Consider the following 19,709-nt stretch of genomic DNA (forward strand, 5'->3'; position numbering starts at 1 on the left):
ACAATGGACTGCCATGGCCGAACGCCTCTTCCTTCGCCTCGACGACGACCCCTTGCACGGGCCGGAATCTGGCGTGCCTGCGGGTACGTTGCGCGCGTTCCCGGTTGGGGCTGCGCTGCGCGGCCACGTCTCGCACATCATGCTGTACAGCGAGACCTTCGCCGAAGGGCACGAGGTGCGCGAACGCGTGCTGCCGGACGGCGCGGTGCGGCTGGTGTTCAACCTCGGCGATGCACCGTCCGCCGGTGAAGGCGAGGGGCTGGCGGTGGAAGCCATTGGCGCTTCGGCCGCGCCTGTGGTGGTGCGCATGCGGCGCAAGGTGGAGGGGCTCTCCGTCACCCTGCGCCCTGGTGCCGCCGCTGCGCTGCTGGGGTTTCCAGTGGGCGAGATCGGCGGCAGCGCCGTGCACCTCGATGCGCTGTGGCAGGGCGAAGGCACCGAGCTGCTGGGGCGCATGGCCGAGGCGCCGGACGATGCGACACGAGTGACGCTGCTGCACGCCGTTCTGCAACGCCGGCTTCGCGACAGCAGCGCCGCTGCAGGCAACACAGCCGCTGCCATGCATGCCGCCCAGCTCATCGCCGCATCCGATGGGCGTCGCTCCTTGCGCGAGGTGGCAACGACCGTCGGCGTTGGCGAACGGCGACTGCAGCAGCTCTTTCATGCCCATGTGGGCCTTTCGCCGCGCGCCTGGAGCCGGCTCGCGCGCATGCATGGTTGTCTGCGCGCGCTGCGGCTGCAGTCGTCGCCCGCGTGGGCTGACGTAGCGCTCGACAGCGGCTTCTACGACCAGTCGCACCTGGTCAACGAGTTCCGCGCGCTCTGCGGCGTTACGCCGACGGAGTTCATGGGGCACGCCGTTTCGGGTTCTTCCAAGACGGCGTGTTGAGCGCGCACTATCTTCGTCCGCTCTTGCACAAGGCAGATCGAAGGAGCAACCGAACATGCAGAACGAAAACACCCGTCGCCCGTTGAAGGATTGCGTGGCAGTGGTGACTGGCGCGAGTCGAGGAGCAGGGCGCGGCATCGCGCTGGAACTGGGCGCCGCCGGAGCCACGGTGTACGTCACCGGGCGCAGCACGCGCGAACGGCCCGCGCAAACCTACGGCCAGTTGCTGGCCCTGTCTGATATGCAGGCCGTGCCCGGCAGCATCGACGACACCGCAGACGAACTCACCCGCATGGGCGGACACGGCATCGCCGTGCAGTGCGACCACACCCGCGAAGAAGAAGTGGCGGCGCTCATCGCCCGCGTGGAGCGCGAGGCAGGCCGCATCGACCTGCTGGTGAACAACGCCTGGGGTGGCCACGAGACCTTCAATGGCGTGTTCGACGCGCCTTTCTGGGAGCACCCGCTGTCGAACTGGGATTCGATGTTCGACCGCGGCGTGCGCAACCACCTCGTGGCCAGCCGCTGTGCCGCGCCGCTGATGGTGCGACAGAAAAAGGGGCTGATCCTCACCACCACCTTCTGGGACCGCGACCACTATCTGCGCGGCAGCCTCTTCTACGACCTGGCGAAGGCTTCGATGACCCGGCTGGCATTCGGCATGGCGCAAGACCTGCGGTCGCACAACGTCGCCTCCATTGCCGTGTCGCCCGGCTGGATGCGCACGGAGTTCGTGCTGGCCGGCCACAAGACCGATGAGGCGCACTGGCATGAGCGGCCCGCGCTGGCGCGCACCGAGTCGCCGCGCTACCTGGGACGGGCGATCGCGGCGCTGGCCGGCGATGCGCGGGTGATGGACAAGAGCGGCGAGGTACTGCGCGTGGCCGACCTGGCGCGCGAATACGGCTTTACCGACATCGACGGCAGGCAGGTCGAGGCCTTCGAGATGTAGCGCTACCGGAGCTCCCGCACGTCGATGCGAAAGCGCAGTTCAGGCGTGCCGCCGAGCTCGGGTAGCTTGACGAACTCTTCCACCAGCACGCCACCGTTGGCGCGGATCACCTGCTGCGAGGCGAGGTTTTCGGGGCTGGTCGTGATGTCGACGTGATCGAGGCCCCTGGTGCGCGCCTCGGGCAGCAGCGCGCGCAGCGCAGCCTTGGCGTAGCCTCGGTTGCCCTTCCACGGGACCACGCCGTAGCCGATGTGGCCAAGGCAGTAGATGGGCAGGGCGTTGGTGCCAGGCTGCCAGCGTAGCTGAATGCTGCCGCAGAACTCGCCGTCCCACATCCAGCGCCGGTAGCCTGGCAGGCGGGGCACGGTGCCTCCGCCGGGCAGCGCGACTGGCGGGCCCTTGGCTTCGGGGTCGACGAGGCTGGCCAGAAAGCGTTCGGGGTCGGCGTGGATCTGCGCCAGTTCTTCCTGGCCGGCTTCGGGCCGCAGGTTGTTGGGCGACCAGCCGCGTTCCAGCGCGGCGATGTAGCCGGCGAGGTGTTCGTGCGAAGGCCAGACGAGTTGCAAAGGCGTGCGGGGTTCGGAGGTCATTTTCCGGATGGTAGGCGAACGGTCGATGGCGACCGGGGCTCGGCAGTAAAACGCAACAAGGTTGCGTTGATCCATATAATGCAATCCTGTTGCATATATGGAGCCTGCCCCATGGTTGACCGCCTCCCCGTTACCGTGCTCTCCGGCTTTCTTGGCGCCGGCAAGACCACGCTGCTGAACCACATCCTCCACAACCGCGAGGGCCGCCGCGTGGCGGTCATCGTCAACGACATGAGCGAGGTCAACATCGACGCCGCGCTGGTGCGCGACGGCGGCGCCGAGCTTTCTCGCACCGACGAGAAGCTGGTCGAGATGAGCAACGGCTGCATCTGCTGCACGCTGCGCGAAGACCTGCTGATCGAGGTCAACCGGCTCGCGAAGGAGGGGCGCTTCGACCAACTGGTGATCGAGTCCACAGGCATTTCAGAGCCGCTGCCCGTGGCCGAGACCTTCACCTTCGCCAGCGAAGACGGCAAGAGCCTGGCCGACGTGGCCCGGCTCGACACCATGGTGACGGTGGTCGACGCCTTCAACTTCCTGCGCGACTACGGCTCGCCCGACAGCCTCGGCCAGCGCGGCCAGTCGCTCGGCGACGAGGACACGCGCACGGTGGTCGACCTGCTGATCGAGCAGATCGAGTTCTGCGACGTACTGGTGGTCAACAAGACCGACCTCGTCACGCCCGAGGAGCGCGAACGGCTGATGGCCATCTTGCGCAGCCTGAACCCGCGCGCCCGCATCGAGGTGTCGGAGTTCGGCCGCGTGGCGCTCGACCGCGTGCTCGACACTGGCCTGTTCGACTTCGAGCAAGCCGAGCAGGCGCCCGGCTGGCTGGCCGAACTGCGCGGCGAGCACGTGCCCGAATCGGAGGAATACGGCATTCGCAGCTTTGTCTACCGCTCGCGCATCCCGTTTCACCCGATGCGATTCTGGAAGCTGGTGCAAAGCGAATGGGAAGGAGTGGTGCGCTCCAAGGGCTTCTTCTGGCTTGCAAGTCGCGCCACGCGTGCGGGCTCGTGGTCGCAGGCCGGCGGCGCCTGCCGCTATGGCGCGGCGGGTTTCTGGTGGGCCGCAGTGCCGCGCGAGCACTGGCCGACCGAGCCGGATGCGCTGGAACTGATCCACAAGAACTGGGACCCGGCCACGGGTGACGCGCGGCAGGAGCTGGTGCTGATCGGCATCGGCATGGACGAAGACGCGTTGCGCGCCCGGCTCGACGAGTGCCTGCTCACGGAAAACGAGATGCGCTTCGGCGCCTCGTGGTGGCAGAACTTTCCGGATCCGTTCCCCTCGTGGAACGTGTGAGAAAAGCCTAGCGGGCGCAGTCGCCGCAGGTGCCGTGGAGGGTCAGCGCAGTGTGGCGGGTGTCGATGCCCTGCTTGCGCAAGGCCCGCCCCAGCCGGCCCATCACCTTCGGCAGTTCCGGATCGGACGGCAGCGCCAGCACCTTGTGGCACTGGTCGCACTCGAAGGTGTTGCCCGACTCGGCCTCCACATGGCGCGAGAAGCGGTTGACGCGGTCGGGGCCCACGCGGCGGTCGCACAGGCCGGCCTCGACCAGCCGGTCGAGCACGCGGTAGACCGTCACGCGGTCGGGCGTTTCGCCGGTGGCGGTGGTGTAGGCCGAGGCCACTTCTTCGTGCGTCAGGGGTTGCGAGCTGTGTTCGATCAGCTCGAGCACGGTCTGCGCGGCGCGCGTGACGCGCAGGCCGTTGTCGCGAAGCAGCGTTTCGCTGTCGAACGGGGCGGCGCGAGGGGGCTTCGGGTGCGAGGTCGTTGTCTTCATGCGGTCTTCTTGCGAAACGCCATTGTGTTGCATCCCGGGGCGCCTTGGGTAGCGCGGGGCGCAATCGCCCGCCTGGCATGCCAGATAATCGCCGCCATCGAGACACACCACCGGGCGGCACGAACAGCATGGACACAGAGCGGGGCGGCGACGTACTCAGCCATGTGCTTGCGACGTACAAGTCAGAAAGGGCGGTGACTGCGCGGTTTTCGCTCTCTGCTCCCTGGGCGCTGCATTCGACCGGCGTGGCCGGTCCGCTGATCCGCATGTGCACCGGCGCACCCTACTGGGTTGCAGTGGACGGCGCCGAGCCGGTGCAGGTGGCGCCGCACGACATCGCGATGCTGCCGCAAGGCGGGGCGCACACCGTGTCGTCCGCGCCGGGGCTCGATGCGATGCCTTTCCGCGAGCTGATCGAGGCGCATTCGATCGGCCGGCACGGCGACCACCCCATCGTGTTCTCGCATGGCGGCGGCGGCCCGGTCACCGAGCTGTTCTCGTTGCACCTGTGGATGCCCGCACAGGGCCTGGGCTCGATCATCGGCAGCCTGCCGTCGCTGATCGTGCTTCGGCAGGCGCAGATTCCCACCACCGCCTCGCTGGCGCAGGCCATGGAATCGCTGGTGAACGAAACCGTGGCCCAGCGCCCGGGCTGGCAGCTGTCGGCGGCGCGCATGGCCGACCTGCTGCTGGTGCACATCCTGTGCGAGCACCTCTATGCCCAGCCGCAGGCGCAGAGCCAGACGGGGCAGGTCGGCAGGCTGCGCGGGCTGGACGACGAAAGCATCGCCCGTGCGATGTCGCTGATGCACGAGCGGCCCGAGCATCCGTGGTCGGTTGCCACGCTGGCGCAGGCCAGCTACCTGTCGCGCACCATCTTCAGCGAGCGCTTTCGCGCGCTCGTGGGCGTCACGCCCATGCATTACCTGGGCTCGTACCGCATGACGCTGGCGGCCGAGAAACTCAAGAACCGGCAGCTGAGCCTGCACCAGGTGGCCGAGGCGGTCGGCTATGCGTCGGAGAAGGCGTTCTCGCGCGCCTTCCAGCGCTGGACGGGCATGACCCCGAGCGCGTACGCCCGCCAGCAGGGCGGACCCGAATCCGACTGAATCTGCCGTCCCGGACGGTCGGTGCCCAAATCCGGCCTGCCGGAGGTTGAGGCGGCGGCGTGCGGGTCGAACAATCGGCGCATGGCAACCCCACGCAAAAGAGTCATTCCCGAAGTGCGCAACCCCGTGCTCGAGCTGTCGCTGGTGAAGCCCATCGCCACCGGCGACAACCAGCAGCGCGCGGCCACCGTGCAAAACACCGATGGTGAGCCACTGGTGGCCTTCGAAGGCAGCAGCAACCCCTACCTGGAGCACCAGCGCAACGACCTGCTGCTGAGCCTGCAGCACATGCGCAGCGAAGGCCACGACGAGATGGTCTTCATGTGCATCACGCACTGCAAGGAGCTGAGCTTCAAGGCCATCCACTACGAGCTGGCCAACATGCAGGTGCGCATCCGGGGCGACGACGTGGCCGGTGCGCTGCAATTGGTGCCGCGCGTGCGCGCGCTGCTCGAATTCCTTGGCAAGACCTGGGACGTGCTCTCGACCATCACGCCGCACGAGTTCAACCAGTTCCGCAACACGCTGGGCATTGCCTCGGGGCAGCAGTCGTACATGTACCGGCACGTTGAATTCATCCTCGGCAACAAGTCGATTCCGCTGGCGCGCGCGCATGCGAACAACCCCGACGTGTGGCCCTACATGGAGCGCGCGCTGAATTCACCGAGCCTGTACGACGACGTGCTGGCGCTGCTGCACCGGCGCGACATCGCCGTGCCCCCCGAGGCGCTGGCGCGCGACTGGTCGGCGCCCTATGTGCCGAACCCGGGCGTCGAGGCGGCGTGGCTGTGGGTGTACGGCGATCCGACGCCGGAGAACGACCTATACCGGCTGGGCGAGGCGCTGATGGACATCGCCGATGTGTTCTCGCAGTACCGCTGGCGGCATTTCGTGTCGGTCGAACGCATCCTGGGCTTCAAGCCGGGCACGGGCGGTTCGGCCGGCGTGGGTTGGCTGCGCAGCGTGGTCGATCACCGATTCTTTCCCGAGCTGTGGTCCGTGCGGACGCAGCTGTGAGCACGGCATGACACAGGCAGCAAGGGTATTGATCGTCGGCGCGGGCATCGCGGGCTGCTCGGCCGCCATCTCGTTGGCCGGCAAGGGCTTTCGCGTCACGCTGGTCGAGAAGCAGGCCGAGTGGCGCTTCCAGAGCTCGGGCATCTTCATCTACGGCAACGGGCTCGAGGCGCTGCGCAAGGTCGGTGTTCTGCCCGGCATCCTCGACGCGGGCTTTGCCATAGAGGACGGCCGCAATGTCTACCTCGACCACCACGGCGAGCCCATCGTCGATGTGTTCTATCCGCGCTCCAGCGGCGGCTCGGCGCCTATCGTGGGCATCAGGCGCGCGGAGATGCACCGCATCCTGGCCGCGCGGCTCGATGCGTTGGGCGTGGAGATACGGCTGGCGACGACGGTCGCGGAGATCGATTCGCCCGGCGGCAGCGATCGCGCGGAGGTCATGTTTTCGGACGGCACGGCACAGCGCTTCGACCTCGTCATTGGCGCAGACGGCATCCGCTCGCAGGTGCGTGAGGCCGTCGCCGGCCCCGTCGCACCGCGCTACACCGGCTTCGGCGTCTGGCGCAGCGTGCACGAGCGGCCGCGTGCGCTGGACGCCAAGATCATGATGATGGGCGTCGGCAAGCGGTTGGGCATCATGCCGATCAGCGACGACAGGCTCTACATCTTCGGCACGGTCAGCGAGCTCGCCGGCCGCTGGTATCCGAAGGAGACCTGGCCAGGGCAGATGCGCGAGCGCTTCGCCGAGTTCGGCGGCCCGGCGCGGCAGTTTCTGGACCAGTTAGGCGCGGATTCCGAAGTGCTCTACACGGCCGTCGAGGAGGTGCACACGCCGCTGCCCTGGCACGCGGGCCGCGTGCTGCTGATCGGCGACGCGGCGCATGCCTCGACGCCCTTCATGGGGCAGGGCGGGGCGATGGCGGTGGAAGACGCGGTGGTGCTGGCCGACATGCTCGCGCGGCACGGCATCGCCGACGCCACGCTGCGCGCCTTCGGCGAACGCCGCTACCCGATGTGCCGCTTCGTGCAAGACGCCTCGCGCAAGGTGGGCGAGGCGGGGGCGATGGAAGATGCCGAGAGCTGCGCGCGGCGCAATGCGGCGATGCGCGAGGGGGCACAGCAGCAGGTCGATGCCTTCTACCGGCAGCTGGGAGAGTTCGGCTCGCTGCATATGCCGGAACCAGCCTAAGCATCTGACAAATGGGTCGTTCGTTTGCGGGCGAGGGCGCGACAGAATCGCGCGCTTTGCCTCCTGCAACCGAAAGTTCGCCATGCGTGCCCATTTCCTGTCGAAGCTGCTCAAGCCGGTCTTTGCCCTGTGGGCCTGCGCTTCGTTGACCGCGGCCGCGCAGGCGCAACCGGCGGCGGCCTACCCGTCGAAGCCCGTGCACATCACGGTCGCGAATACGCCCGGCAGTTCGCCCGACGTGCTGGCGCGCTACCTGGCGCAGCGCCTGTCGGAGCAATGGAAGCAGCCGGTGGTGGTCGACAACCGCGCGGGCGCGGCCGGCATCCTGGCCGCCGATGGGCTGGCCAAGGCGCAGCCCGACGGCTACTCGCTGCTGGTGGGCGCGGACGGCCCCATCACCATCCTCCCCAACATCCAGGCCGGATTGCCCTATGACGCCCGGCGCGACCTGGTGCCGGTGGTGTCGCTCGGGCAGATCGACTTCGTGCTGGTCGCCAACCCGAAGACCGGCTTCCACACGGTGGCCGACTTCGTTCGCGCGGCCAAGGCGCATCCTGGGCGCATCAACTACGCCTCGGCCGGCAACGGCAGCCCGCAGCAGCTGAGCATGGAGCTGCTGAAGCAGAAGGCCGGCATCTACGTCACGCACATCCCGTACCGTGGCGGCCCGCTGGGCATGCAGGACGTGATCGCGGAGCAGGTCGACGTGATGTTCATCGCGGTCGGCCCCGCGCTGCCCCACATCCGCAGCGGCCGGCTGGTGGCGCTGGGCACCAGCGGCGAGAGGCGCCATGCGCTGCTGCCCGAAGTGCCGACCGTGGGCGAAAGCTATGCGGGCTACCGCTCGGGCACATGGTTCGGGCTGTTCGCGCCGGCGCGCACGCCGCAGCCGGTACTCGACGCCATCGCGGCGGAGGCGGGGCGCATCGTGCAGGCTCCGGCCGCCCGTGCAGAACTCGCGGTGCAGGGCATCGAGGCCACGGGCCATCCGCAACGGCAGTTCCAGACGCAGGTGGCGGCCGAATACGAGCGCTATGCGCAGATCGTGAAGGCCGTGGGCATCAAGGCCGAGTAACAGACAGTCAGACAGTCGCCTGCCCGGGCAACCGCACGGTGGCACATCGCAACGATGTGCAAGTCAGCCAACCGGCCGTTTCCGTGCCTTGGGCAGGCCCCGGATGCGCTAAGGTGCGGTCATCCGCGTTCCTGAATACCTTTGCCCGACCATGTCCCGTCCTCCCATCGAGATCGAAACCGCCCCCAACCCCACCGCCACGGTGATCGTGATGCACGGCCTCGGCGCCGACGGCAACGACTTCGTGCCCATTGCGAACGAACTCGAGCTCTCTGCCGTGGGCCCGGTGCGCTTCGTGTTCCCCAATGCGCCGGTCATGCCCGTGACCATCAACGGCGGCTACCAGATGCCGGCTTGGTACGACATCGCCTTGCCCGACCTGGCAGCGCAGGAAGACGAGGCCGGACTGCGCCGCTCGCAGGCGACCATCGAGGCGATCATCGCCAGTGAAAAAGCCCGCGGCATCGCCGCCGAGCGCATCGTGGTGGCCGGCTTCTCGCAGGGCTGCGCGATGGCGCTGATGACTGGCCTGCGCCACACCGAGCGGCTGGCCGGCATCGTCGGCCTCTCCGGCTACCTGCCGATCGCGGCCACCACGGCGGCCGAACGCCACGCGGCCAACCACGAAACGCCCGTGTTCCTCGCCCATGGCCGGCAAGACCCCGTGGTGCCCCTTGCCGCGGCGATGCGCTCGCGCGACGCGCTGGCCGCCTTGGGCTATACCGTCGAGTGGCACGAATACACGATGGCGCACTCGGTGTGCATGGAAGAAATCGCCGATCTGAACCGCTTCCTGCTGCGGGTGCTCGGCTGAACTTCGTCGAAGGAGACAAGAAAATGATCCTGGTCATCGGACACGCCCTGGCAAAGCCCGACACCCTGCAGGCCATGCTCGCCATCAGCACCGAGCACGTGCTGCGCTCGCGCACCGAAGCCGGCTGCATTTCGCATGAAGTCACGACCGACGTGCAGGACCCGCTGCGACTGACCTTCGTGGAGCGCTGGAGCGACATGGCCGCGCTGCAGACGCACTTTCGCGTGGACGCCTCGCGCGCCTTCGGCAAGGCGCTGGCGGCCATGGCCGACGGCACGCCGGAGATACACGTCTACCAGTCGGACGAGATCGACCTGTCGGCCGGGCGCGCCAAGGCCTGAAATTCACCAGCCATCGGGGCCGTTCACTGGCGCGTCGTCTATGCAGATAGCTATCAAAAACATAGCGAACCACAGGGTAGCCTGCCTCGGGATTCCCTGCACGAGCAATGCCCGCGTGCCCGTGCTACCTTCCAGCCCCTCAGAAGATTGATGGGTCATAACAATATGAGCAACAGATTGCTGGAGAGGTTGGGTGCACTTTCAGCCGCACGCCTCCAGGGCATGCGACGTGGCATCGAGAAGGAAAGCCTGCGCGCTCTGCCGGACGGCAAGCTCGCGCTGACGCCGCATCCCGTGGCCCTGGGCTCCGCGCTCACGCATCCGCACATCACGACCGACTTCAGCGAATCGCAGCTCGAACTCATCACGGGCGTGCACGCGAACGTCGAATCGGCGCTCGAAGAGCTCACGCGGGTGCACCAGTTCACCTACCGGGTGCTCGACGGCCTGGGCGACGAGCGCCTGTGGGTGTCGAGCATGCCCTGCGGCCTGCCGACCGACGAGACCATTCCGATCGGCCGCTACGGCTCGTCGAACGTGGGCCGCGCCAAGAGCGTCTACCGCATGGGCCTGAGTCACCGCTATGGCCGCCGCATGCAGACCATCTCGGGCATTCACTACAACTGGTCGCTGCCCGACGTGTCGAGCGAACAGTATTTCGCGCTGATTCGCAATTTCCGCCGCCAGGCCTTCCTGCTGCTGTACCTGTTCGGCGCCTCGCCGGCCCTGTGTTCGAGCTTCGTGGCGGGCCGCCCGCACGAGCTGCAGCCGCTGGGCGACGGCAGCATGTTCATGCCGCACGGCACCTCGCTGCGCATGGGCCGCCTGGGCTACCAGAGCGACGCGCAGGCCTCGCTGGCCGTGAGCTACAACAGCCTCGACGGCTACGGCGCTTCGCTGCAGGACGCGCTCACGCGCCCGTGGGCGGCCTACGAATCCATTGGCATCCGCAACCTCGGCGGCGACTACAACCAGCTGGGCACCAGCCTGCTGCAGATCGAGAACGAGTTCTACGGCACCATCCGCCCCAAGCGCGTGATCAACCCCGGCGAGCGCCCGCTGCATGCGCTGCGCGAGCGCGGCGTGGAATACGTCGAAGTGCGCCTGATGGACCTCGACCCCTTCGAGACCGTCGGCATCAACGCGCAGACCATGCGCTTCATCGACGTGTTCCTGCTGCACTGCCTGCTGAGCGACAGCCCCGACGACACGCCGCAGGAAATCGCCGACCTCGCGCACAACCAGCACCTCACGGCCGCGCGCGGCCGCGAGCCGGGCCTGAAGCTGCAGCGCGACGGACGCGAAGTGGCGCTGGCCGAATGGGGCCTGGAGCTGGTCGAGCAGTGCCTGCCCATTGCCGCCGCGCTCGACGCGGCGCAGGGTGGCACGGCGCATGCCGACGCAGTGCGCGCCGCCAGGGCCGCGCTGCAGAACCCCGACAGCCTGCCCTCGGCCCGCGTGCTCGCGGCCATCGAGAAAGACCACGGCAACTCCTTCATCGGCTTCGTGCGTGCCCAGTCGGAGCAGACCCGCGCCGCACTGCTGGGCCTGCCGTTCTCGGCAGCGCAACAGGCCGAGTTCGAGCAGATGACTGCCGAGTCGATCCAGGAGCAGAAGCGCATCGAGGCGGCCGACACCATGCCCTTCGAGATCTACCGCGAGCAGTACGTCTCGCCCGCGCGGCTGGGCATGGCGCGCGGCCGCATGGCGGTCGCTGCCTGAGGCTTATTGCCGGGGAATCCCGGCCTGGGCGACGACCTCGCTCCAGCGCTTGATCTCGCGTTCGATCATCGACTTCATCTGGACGGGCGAAGAGGGCGCGGGTTCGCTGCCCAGTGATGCCAGCGTTGCCTTGACGCCCGGGTCGCCGAGCGCCGCTCGCACGCTGCGATCAAGGCGCTCGATCACCTGCGGCGGCGTGCCACCGGGCGCCGCGAGTCCCAGCCAGGAGCGGATCTCGAAGCCCTTCAGCACGCTCGCGACGGCAGGCACCTCCGGCATCGACGGCCAGGGTTGTGCGCTGGTGACCGCCAGCGCACGTAGCCGGCCAGACTGGATGTGCGGCGTTGCAACGGTCAGCGTGTCCGCCAGGATGTCGACGTCGCCCGCGATCACCGCCTGCACCGGTGCGCCGCCGCCGCGATAGGGCACGTGCAGCAGCCTGACGCCGGCGCTGACGCCCAGCAGTTCCCCGACCATGTGCTGCGTCGAGCCCACGCCCACCGAAGTGAATGTGACCCGCTCCGGCGCCTGCCGCGCAGTGGCTAGCAGTTCCGCGAGATTCCTGGCCGGATGCTCCGCGCGCACGGCGATGACGAAGGGAAAGCTCGTCACGGTCGAGACGAATGCGAAGTCCTTCACCGGTTCGTAGGGCAGCGTCTTGCGCAGCGCGGCCGACACTGTGTGCGCGCCGGTGAGCATGACGATGTTGTAGCCATCGGGCCGGGCCTTGGCCACGAAGTCCGTGGCGATCAGGCCGCCCGCGCCGCTCTTGATATCGACGACCACGGGCTGCTTCAGCGTCTCCTGCATCTTCTGCGCGAGCAGGCGCGAGACGACATCGGCGTTGCCGCCTGCACCGAATCCGTGGCAAAGCTGTATCGGGTGGCTGGGGTAGTCGCTCTGCGCGCGAGCCGGGGGCTGCAGCGCGAGTGCGGAGGCGGTGGCGACGACGAAGTCGCGCCGGGTGAAAGCCGTCATGGTCGTTGTCTCTTTCCGTCAGGCCTTGGCGGCCCTGAACCCGTGCCATACCGCGTCGTAGTCCGGCTGCAGATTGGCGGCGCCAAGCGCTTGCGCCGTGGGCCGAACACGTGGCGGCTCTCGAACATGAAGGCCAGCGTGTTGTCGAGGCGGTGCGGCTTGAGTTCGGCCGTGCTTGCCCGCTCGAAGGTGGCGGCGTCCGGCCCGTGCGGCAGCATGCAGTTGTGCAGGCTCACGCCGCCGGGCACGAAGCCTTCGGCCTTCGCGTCGTACACGCCGCGCACCAGCCCCATCAGTTCGCTCATCACGTTGCGGTGGAACCAGGGCGGGCGGAAGGTGTCTTCCGCCACCAGCCAGCGCGGCGGGAAGATCACGAAATCGCAGTTGGCAACGCCGGGCGTGTCGGTGCCGGAGGTCAGCACCGTGTAGATCGACGGATCGGGATGGTCGAAGCTGATCGTGCCGATGGCCATGAACCGCGCCAGGTCGTACTTGCAGGGAGTCAGGTTGCCGTGCCACGCGACCACGTTCAGCGGCGTGCCGGCCTGCGTGCCTTCCCAGAGGTGGCCCATGAACTTGTTGACGATGCGCACGGGGCCGGCGTCTTCCTCGAAGGCCGCCATGGGCGCCAGGAAGTCGCGTGCATTGGCCAGCCCGTTCGACCCGATCGGCCCCAGCTCCGGCAGGCGAAAGGGCGCACCGTAGTTCTCGCAGACATAGCCCCGCGCCTCGCCTTCGCCCTCGCCCTCCTGCAGCGCGACGCGAAACCGCATGCCCCGCGGCACCAGCGCGATCTCGCCGGGGGCGACGTGCAGGCGGCCCAGTTCGGTATGGAGCAGCAGCGCGCCATGCTGCGGCACGATCAGCAGTTCGCCGTCGGAGTTCGCGAGGTAGCGCCCGTCCATCGAGCGGTTCGCGCGATAGACATGCACTGCCGAGCCTGTCTGCGCGTGCGGGTCGCCGTTGCCGGCGATGGTCAGCATGCCGTCGACGAAGTCCGCGTCCCCGGCCGGCATCGGCCAGGGGTTCCAGCGCAGCCGGTTGGCCGGTGTTTCCGCTTCGGTGAATGGTCCGCTGCGCCAGTTGCCGTCGTCGATGCGCGCGAAGGCCTCGTGCATGGCGCTGGGGCGCCTCCTGTACATCCAGGTGCGCCGGTTGTGGTCGCGCGGCGCCGTGAAGGCCGTGCCCGACAGCAGCTCGGCATACAGGCCCAGCGGCGCCTGCTGCGGCGAGTTGTGCCCGACGGGCAGGGCGCCCGGGAGCGCCTCGCTGGCGAACTGGTTGCCGAATCCGCTCTGGTAGTCGAGCGTTGTCATGGTGTCTCCATCCTTTGTTCCGGATCGATGCGGTCGTCAGTCCTGCCACCGGGGCGTGAAGAAGGGCGCCGGAAGCAGGATCTTCGATTCCTGGCTCTGCAGCAGCGGAAGCATTTCCACCACGTAGGCCTTCCATGCCGGGTCGGCCATCAGGAGCTCCCGCCGCTCGGCGCGCTCGTTCATGTCCACGTAGGCCCACATGTGGATCACCTGGTTGAGCGGGCCGGTTTCGGTGCGGTAGTAGCCAACCATGCGGCCGAGGATGCGGCGCTGTATTGCCAGGCCCTTGGCCTCGTACAGCGACAGGTAGGCCCGCCACTGGCCGGGATGGGTGGTGTAGGTGCGTTGCTCCACGAGCATGCGGGCGGTCGTGTCGGGTCCGGCGGTCACAGGCTGTGCCCTCCGTCGATGACGATCCGCGTGCCCGTGGCCGTGCGCAGGTGCGTCACGCAGGCCAGCACGGCGAGCGCCACGTCCTGCGGCGTGACGATGCGCCCGAGCGGCGTGGCGGCCGCCTTCTTGAGCAGGTCGTCGCGGTTGCGGCCGCGAACGAAATCGGTGTCGACCGCCGCGGGCGAAACGCTGACGAAGCGCACGGGGCCGAAGGCTCTTGCCATCGACACGGTCATGGTGTCGAGCGCCGCCTTGGCCGCGCAGTAGGCGATGTTGCTGCCCAGGCCCGTGAAGGCGGACACGGAAGACACGTTGACGACGACCGCATCGGTGGACGCACTCAGCAGCGGCATGAGCGCACGCGTGATGGCATACGGGCCGCCGACGTTGGCTGCGAGTATTTCGTCGAACAGCGCTGGTGCCAGCGCATCCAGGTCGCCGTGCGCAATGCGATGCGTGAAGCCGGCGGAATTCACGAGCACGTCGACGCGGCCGAAGCTGCGATGCAGGGTGTCCGCCATGGCGGCGTGCGCCGCGCTGTCGGTCAGCGGAATCCGCAGCGTGCTGTGGCCATCGCCTGGCAGTTCGGCGCGCAGTGCCTGTGCACGCTCCGCGCCTTCGTTGTAGCCGATGACGACCGTCGCTCCAGCGTCCGCCAGCGCACGCACGCAGGCGGCGCCGATGCCGCTGCTGCCGCCGGTGACGACGGCGACCCTGTCTTTCAGCGCCAGAGCGCATTCCTGCATCGTGCTCATCGAAACCTCCCGCAAAGCGCCCTGTGCTTTTTCATGACTGCCCTTGATCGTTGGGTTCCGTCGCTCGTCTCGCCGTTCGGCAAGAGTGGTGTCCGATAGACGGGGCGCCGCTATGGCTCCAGCGGGAATTGTTTTCTAATGACTCGCTTCAAACCAGTCGTTTGTCCATCAATCGAACATGAAAACGCCCTCCGATGCAGGCTCGCTGAAACGAGGCGTGGTGATTCTCAAATTGCTGGCCACCGCTGGCCCTCGCGGGTTGGCGCTGACCGAACTGTCCGAGAAATCGCAGATCCCGCATCCATCGGTGCATCGCATCCTGGGGCAGCTGGCCGCGGAACGACTGGCAGTCTTCAACGATGAGCTCCGGCGCTACAAGCTCGGGCCCCTGGCATTCGAACTCGGCGTGGCCGGCTCGACCATGCACGACATCCGCGACCTGTGCGACCCTGCGATGGGCACGCTGGCGCAGGAGACGGGCGACACCGTCTACCTGGTCGTGCGCAGCAGCTTCGATGCGGTCTGCATGCACCGCCGCGAGGGGGCCTTTCCCGTCCGCGCGCTGGTGCTCGAGGTCGGCAGCCGGCGCCCGCTGGGCGTGGGCGCCGGCGGGCTCGCGATCCTGTCGGCCATCGACGACGAAGAGCGGGCCCACATCATCGAAAGGGTGGGGCCGAGCCTGGCGGCCTTCGGAAAGTTGTCGCCGCAGGATCTGGCGCAGGCCTGTTTGCAGACGCGCGCCATGGGCGCCGCGGTGATCCAGAACCGTGTGAGCCTGGGCGTCAAGGCGGTCGGCGTGCCCTTCAGGGATTCGATGGGGCAGGCCGTGGGCGCGCTGAGCGTTGCCGCCCTGTCGCAGCGGCTGAGCCAGCGGCGCATCGAGCAGGTGGCCGAGATGCTGCGCAGTGCCACGCAGTCGGTGGAGGTGCTGCTGCGCAAGCGCAAGACCTGAGGCGGCTGGCTGCTTCTTCAGCCGCCGCCGTGCTGCCGCAGGAAGGCTTCGACCCGCGTCACGAGATACGCCGGCGTTTCGAGCATCGGGTAGTGGCCGGCATTCGGCAGCGTCTCGATCTGCGCGTGCGGGTACATGCGGGGGAAGGTGGCTTGCACGAAGTCGGAAGACACGCCCCCGTCGTGCTCGCCCACCAGCACCATCAGCGGCGCGCGCAGCCCCGCAGCCCTGTCGGAGAAATCGGTTTTCGAGAATGCGCCGAAGTAGTCCTCGAAGGCGACGGGCTCGGAGGTGCTGCGCTGGTGGGCCAGGATCGAGCGGGCCAGTGCAGGCGTCAGGCGCGAGCCCAGCGAGCTCTCGATCACGCCGAGTGCCGCCTCGTCGCTCCTGCCCGCCGATGCGAACAGCGCCGCGACCTCCGCCGGCAGCGGCACGCCGGAAGCCGGCACCGGCGTCACGCACACGGCGGCCTGTATGCGGTCGGGCGCATCGATTGCCACTCGCTGCGCCACCATGCCGCCCATGGAATGGCCGAGCAGGCTGAAGCGCCCCCACCCCAGCCGGTCGGCGAGTTCGAGGCTGTCGGCGGCAATCTCCGCGATCGTGTGCTCGCCCCCGATGGCGCGGGAGGCGCCGTAGCCGCGGTAGTCGGGAAAGGCATACGTGAAGGCTTTCCCGTCCAGCAGCGGATAGGTCGGCGCCCATACGCCGTGGTCGCCGAACCAGCCGTGCAGGACCATCACCCGCTGGGGGCCGCTGCCCCGGATTTCGTGGCCCAGAGTCATGTGCGTTCTCCTTTGCCCATGCGGGCGTGCCGTGTCAGTCGATCTTGATGCCCGCGGTGCCGATCACCTTGGCCCACTTCGACGATTCGCTCGCGATGGTGATCGCGAACTGGGCCGGTGTGCTTGCGGCGGCCTCGACGGTCTGGTCGCTCAGCTGCCGGCGGACTTCGGGGTCGGCAAGCACTTTCTGCAGTTCGGAGGACAGCCGTTCGACGACCGCGCCCGGCGTGCCCGCGGGCGCATGCAGGCCGAACCAGAGTGCCGAGTCGAAGCCGGCGATGCCGGCTTCCGCAAAGGTCGGCACCTGCGGCAGGGCGGCAAGGCGATGCCGGCCGATGACCGCCAGCGCCTTGACCTTTTCGGCGGTGACCTGCGCCATCACCGGCGCTGCCGGCGTGAAGGCCAGGTCCACCCGGCCGGCCATGACGTCGGTCAGCGCCTGGGCGCCTCCCTTGTAGGGCACGTGCGTCAGGCGCACCTGGGCCGACTGGTTGAACAGCTCGCCGTAGAGGTGCGTGAAGGTGCCATTGCCCGAAGAGCCGTAGCTGAACTTGCCGGGCGCTTCGGACGCCGCGGCAACCAGTTCCTTGACGGTGCGGGCGGGCAGGTCGGCGCGCGCGATCAGCAGCGCGGGCGCTTCGGCGAGCAGCGTCACCGGCGTCAGGTCCTTGACGAAACTGAAGCGGAGATTCGGATACAGGCTGGGGTTGATGACATTCGCGGTGGTGCTCAGCAGCAGCGTGTGGCCATCGGGTGCGGCATGGGCCACGGCTTCGGCGGCGATGCTGCTGCCCGCGCCCGGCCGGTTCTCGACGATCACGGGCTGGCCCAGGGCCTGCCCCATGCGCGGCCCGAGGATGCGCACGATCAGGTCCCCGGTGCTTCCGGCCGGAAATCCGACAAGGATGCGGATCGGCTTTTCCGGGTAGGTGGCGGATGCGGCGGGCGCGCATGCGCTCGCCAGCGCGAAGGCGGCCATGAGGGGCGCAAGAAATGAAAGTCGCATGGTGATGTCTCCTTTTTTGTTTTCCTTGCCGCGCCGTGCCGGCGCCGCCGTTCAGCGCGAGCCCAGCACGTTGGCCAGCAGGCCCGCCCCGTAGAGCACTGCATTGGGTTCGTGGTGGCGCGGCGCGGTCGCCAGGAACTGCTTCACCGCCTGCATGGCCGGCACGGGGAAGGAAAGAAGGCGCTGCACCAGGGCATCGCCCTCGGCCTGCAGTCGACCGCTCTCGACGACCCGGCCCACGATTCCCGCAGCCAGCGCCTCGCGCGCGCCGATGGGCTCCGCGCCGAAGACCAGGTGCGCCAGCGCCTTGGCCGGCATGCGGTCCAGCAGCGGTGCCATGGCGATGCAGGGCGGAATGCCGCGTTCGAGTTCGCGCAGTGCGAAGCTGCTGTCTTCCTCGCACAGCGTGAGATCGCAGCGCGCGGCCAGCACCGTTCCGATGCCCCATGCCCGGCCCGCCACCATCCCGACCACCGGCGAGCGGCAGCGGCCGAACGCCTCGTAGAGCCTCTGGATCGGCCCCGCGTCGTCGCGCAGCACGTCGGCCGCATTGACCCCGGCACCGGGCGGCGGCGCCATCTCGCGGCCCAGGCAGAAGTCAGGGCCTTCGGCGCGCAGCACGATCACCCGGCTGTCGCACGCGGCATCCAGCGCTTCGGCTAGCGCCAGCGCCATGGCGTTGGTGAGCCGGTTGCCGGCTTCCGGGCGCTGCAGCCGGATGGTGGCCACCTCGTCGCGCACATCGCAACCGATCCAGGAAGATTCAGGCGTGGTCATGGTGCGTCGTCTCCTGCAGGCGTTCGGCCATCCAGTCGCAGACCAGGCTCAGCGCGGGCTCCGGCCGGTCGAGGTTCACGTGGGCTGCACCGCCTTCTTCTTCGGTGAACACGCGCAGCTGCTTGCGGCGCGAACTCACCGCCTCCAGCAGGCGCTGGGCTTCCGAAGGCGGCGCATGCCGGTCGTTGGCGCCGTGCACGATGAACAGGTCGCAGTCGATGCGACTGGCCACGCCTTCGAGGCGGAAATCCTCCAGCTTGTGGAACGCGCTTTCCCAGTCGGGCACGCCGAGGATTCGCAGGATCTGCTTGCCTGTGGTGCCCAGTGGCGCGCTGTTGCCTAGCTGCGTGGCACCCTGGCCCGGCACGTAGCCGACGCGCCGGACCATGCAGGCATGCGTGTCGAAGACCGCGCCCATCACGGCGCAAGCCTTGATTCGCTTTTCGAACGCGACGGCGCGCGGTGCGTAGTAGCCGCCCCAGCTGGCCGCCACCATGCCGATGCGTGCAGGGTCCACGTCCTGGCGCTGCACGAGCCAGTCGACGCAGGCTGTCACCGGCTTCTCGAAATCGTGGCGGGCGGTCAGGCCATGCACGCGCAGCGCCGAGCCCTGGCCCGGACCGTCGAAGGCGAGCGTGGCGATTCCGCGCCGCGCGAGATTCAACGCCACGTAGAACATCTCTTCCTTGTTGGCGTCCAGTCCATCAGACAGGAGTGCCACCGGCCCCGGGCCGCTGCGGCCCACGGCGGGCACCAGGTAGGCCGGGATCACGCTGCCCTCGAAAGGAATGTCGACCAGTTCGATGGCCGGGTCGCGGTTCCGCGCGAAGTTCTCGAAGCACGACAGGTGCTTGGCGTAGGAAAGTTCGGCGCGGGGGTCGTCGGGGTCCAGCAGCCCCTCGGCCCACTGGTGATAGACCGAGGCGCGCAACGAGAAATCGCTGGCGCTGACGCGATGGCCGCGCGACAGGGCGTCGGCGGCAGATTGCTCCAGCTGGCGCCCGAGCTCTCCCCACGCGCGATGCCAGGCCTCCACGTCGCCGGAAGGCTGCACCCGCGCCGCGTCTTTCAGGCGGGAGCAGGCCCAGTCGATTTCGCCGAACAGTCCGCCCGCGGCGATGGCGCGGAGCACGGCGAGAGACCAGCGGTAGTTTTCGGGGAAGTAGAAGAACATGGTTTTTCAGGGGGGGCGGGCTGGCGCCCGGCGGTCCCGCGTCAGGTCGATGAATCGATCCATTGTTCGCGCACCCATCTCCCGAA

General features: G+C 68.3%; 20 protein-coding genes and 1 pseudogene. 11 read left to right on the forward strand and 10 right to left on the reverse strand.

Translation table 11 applies throughout. The features are described from left to right. The first annotated feature begins 13 nt into the window (after window positions 1–13). Window positions 14–889, forward strand: coding sequence for a helix-turn-helix transcriptional regulator (locus BLV60_RS30855; RefSeq protein WP_093059124.1), 876 nt, complete (start codon window positions 14–16; stop codon window positions 887–889). A gap of 55 nt (window positions 890–944) precedes the next feature. Beyond that, a complete protein-coding gene (locus tag BLV60_RS30860; RefSeq protein ID WP_093059125.1) occupies window positions 945–1,841 on the forward strand; it encodes an SDR family NAD(P)-dependent oxidoreductase in 897 nt (298 codons plus the stop codon). Window positions 1,842–1,843: 2 nt separating this feature from the next. Here the strand turns inward: BLV60_RS30860 and BLV60_RS30865 are convergent, their stop codons facing one another. Further along, on the reverse strand, window positions 1,844–2,431 hold the full coding sequence (locus BLV60_RS30865; RefSeq protein WP_093059126.1) for a GNAT family N-acetyltransferase: 588 nt from the start codon (window positions 2,429–2,431) through the stop codon (window positions 1,844–1,846). 111 nt (window positions 2,432–2,542) lie between these two features. On the opposite strand from BLV60_RS30865, the gene zigA reads away from it, so the two are divergent. Next, window positions 2,543–3,736, forward strand: coding sequence for a zinc metallochaperone GTPase ZigA (zigA, locus tag BLV60_RS30870; protein ID WP_093059127.1), 1,194 nt, complete (start codon window positions 2,543–2,545; stop codon window positions 3,734–3,736). Window positions 3,737–3,743: 7 nt separating this feature from the next. Here zigA and BLV60_RS30875 read toward each other — a convergent pair whose 3' ends face one another. Continuing rightward, a complete protein-coding gene (locus BLV60_RS30875) occupies window positions 3,744–4,217 on the reverse strand; it encodes a Fur family transcriptional regulator (protein ID WP_093059204.1) in 474 nt (157 codons plus the stop codon). A gap of 128 nt (window positions 4,218–4,345) precedes the next feature. Between BLV60_RS30875 and BLV60_RS30880 the strand changes: the two genes are divergently transcribed. The 7 genes from BLV60_RS30880 to gshA all read left to right on the forward strand — a co-directional run bounded on the left by BLV60_RS30880 (window position 4,346) and on the right by gshA (window position 11,487). Next, window positions 4,346–5,326, forward strand: a complete 981-nt coding sequence (locus BLV60_RS30880) for an AraC family transcriptional regulator (protein ID WP_093059128.1) — start codon at window positions 4,346–4,348, stop codon at window positions 5,324–5,326. Between the two features lie 81 nt (window positions 5,327–5,407). After that, the gene (locus BLV60_RS30885) at window positions 5,408–6,343 is read left to right on the forward strand and encodes a tryptophan 2,3-dioxygenase (protein ID WP_093059129.1); all 936 of its coding nucleotides are present in this window, start codon (window positions 5,408–5,410) and stop codon (window positions 6,341–6,343) included. A 7-nt stretch (window positions 6,344–6,350) separates the two neighbouring features. Beyond that, complete coding sequence (locus BLV60_RS30890; protein ID WP_093059130.1) at window positions 6,351–7,535, forward strand: FAD-dependent oxidoreductase; 1,185 nt, start codon at window positions 6,351–6,353, stop codon at window positions 7,533–7,535. Between the two features lie 82 nt (window positions 7,536–7,617). Then, on the forward strand, window positions 7,618–8,610 hold the full coding sequence (locus tag BLV60_RS30895; protein ID WP_093059131.1) for a Bug family tripartite tricarboxylate transporter substrate binding protein: 993 nt from the start codon (window positions 7,618–7,620) through the stop codon (window positions 8,608–8,610). Window positions 8,611–8,761: 151 nt separating this feature from the next. After that, window positions 8,762–9,424, forward strand: coding sequence for an alpha/beta hydrolase (locus BLV60_RS30900; RefSeq protein WP_093059132.1), 663 nt, complete (start codon window positions 8,762–8,764; stop codon window positions 9,422–9,424). Between the two features lie 23 nt (window positions 9,425–9,447). Next, window positions 9,448–9,765 carry a putative quinol monooxygenase gene (locus tag BLV60_RS30905; protein ID WP_093059133.1) on the forward strand — a complete coding sequence of 106 codons (318 nt, stop codon included), beginning with the start codon at window positions 9,448–9,450 and terminating at the stop codon, window positions 9,763–9,765. Window positions 9,766–9,930: 165 nt separating this feature from the next. Further along, a complete protein-coding gene (gene gshA / locus BLV60_RS30910) occupies window positions 9,931–11,487 on the forward strand; it encodes a glutamate--cysteine ligase (RefSeq protein WP_093059134.1) in 1,557 nt (518 codons plus the stop codon). A gap of 3 nt (window positions 11,488–11,490) precedes the next feature. Here the strand turns inward: gshA and BLV60_RS30915 are convergent, their stop codons facing one another. The 4 genes and pseudogenes from BLV60_RS30915 to BLV60_RS30930 all read right to left on the reverse strand — a co-directional run bounded on the left by BLV60_RS30915 (window position 11,491) and on the right by BLV60_RS30930 (window position 14,929). Next, a complete protein-coding gene (locus BLV60_RS30915) occupies window positions 11,491–12,465 on the reverse strand; it encodes a Bug family tripartite tricarboxylate transporter substrate binding protein (RefSeq protein WP_093059135.1) in 975 nt (324 codons plus the stop codon). 18 nt (window positions 12,466–12,483) lie between these two features. Further along, a pseudogene (gene hmgA, locus BLV60_RS30920) lies at window positions 12,484–13,781 on the reverse strand (homogentisate 1,2-dioxygenase). A gap of 36 nt (window positions 13,782–13,817) precedes the next feature. Next, window positions 13,818–14,171, reverse strand: coding sequence for an NIPSNAP family protein (locus tag BLV60_RS30925; protein ID WP_256329654.1), 354 nt, complete (start codon window positions 14,169–14,171; stop codon window positions 13,818–13,820). Then, the gene (locus BLV60_RS30930) at window positions 14,168–14,929 is read right to left on the reverse strand and encodes an SDR family NAD(P)-dependent oxidoreductase (RefSeq protein WP_256329655.1); all 762 of its coding nucleotides are present in this window, start codon (window positions 14,927–14,929) and stop codon (window positions 14,168–14,170) included. Before BLV60_RS30930 ends, BLV60_RS30925 begins: the two co-directional genes overlap by 4 nt. 178 nt (window positions 14,930–15,107) lie before the next feature. On the opposite strand from BLV60_RS30930, the gene BLV60_RS30935 reads away from it, so the two are divergent. After that, window positions 15,108–15,881, forward strand: coding sequence for an IclR family transcriptional regulator (locus BLV60_RS30935; protein ID WP_093059136.1), 774 nt, complete (start codon window positions 15,108–15,110; stop codon window positions 15,879–15,881). 17 nt (window positions 15,882–15,898) lie between these two features. Here the strand turns inward: BLV60_RS30935 and BLV60_RS30940 are convergent, their stop codons facing one another. Genes BLV60_RS30940 through BLV60_RS30955 form a run of 4 tightly spaced genes read right to left on the reverse strand, consistent with a single transcriptional unit; the run spans window position 15,899 to window position 19,623 of the window. Beyond that, window positions 15,899–16,666 (reverse strand): alpha/beta fold hydrolase, encoded by a 768-nt coding sequence (locus BLV60_RS30940; protein ID WP_093059137.1) that lies wholly within the window; start codon window positions 16,664–16,666, stop codon window positions 15,899–15,901. Window positions 16,667–16,700: 34 nt separating this feature from the next. Further along, window positions 16,701–17,672, reverse strand: a complete 972-nt coding sequence (locus tag BLV60_RS30945) for a tripartite tricarboxylate transporter substrate binding protein (protein WP_093059138.1) — start codon at window positions 17,670–17,672, stop codon at window positions 16,701–16,703. Window positions 17,673–17,723: 51 nt separating this feature from the next. After that, window positions 17,724–18,449 (reverse strand): enoyl-CoA hydratase/isomerase family protein, encoded by a 726-nt coding sequence (locus tag BLV60_RS30950; RefSeq protein WP_093059140.1) that lies wholly within the window; start codon window positions 18,447–18,449, stop codon window positions 17,724–17,726. Then, entirely contained in the window at window positions 18,436–19,623 is a 1,188-nt protein-coding gene (locus BLV60_RS30955; protein ID WP_093059142.1) for an alpha/beta hydrolase family protein, read from the reverse strand. The genes BLV60_RS30950 and BLV60_RS30955 overlap by 14 nt, the downstream gene beginning before the upstream one ends. Between the last annotated feature and the right edge of the window lie 86 nt (window positions 19,624–19,709).

The organism is Variovorax sp. YR634 (assembly GCF_900106655.1).
Classification (GTDB): Bacteria; Pseudomonadota; Gammaproteobacteria; order Burkholderiales; family Burkholderiaceae_C; genus Variovorax.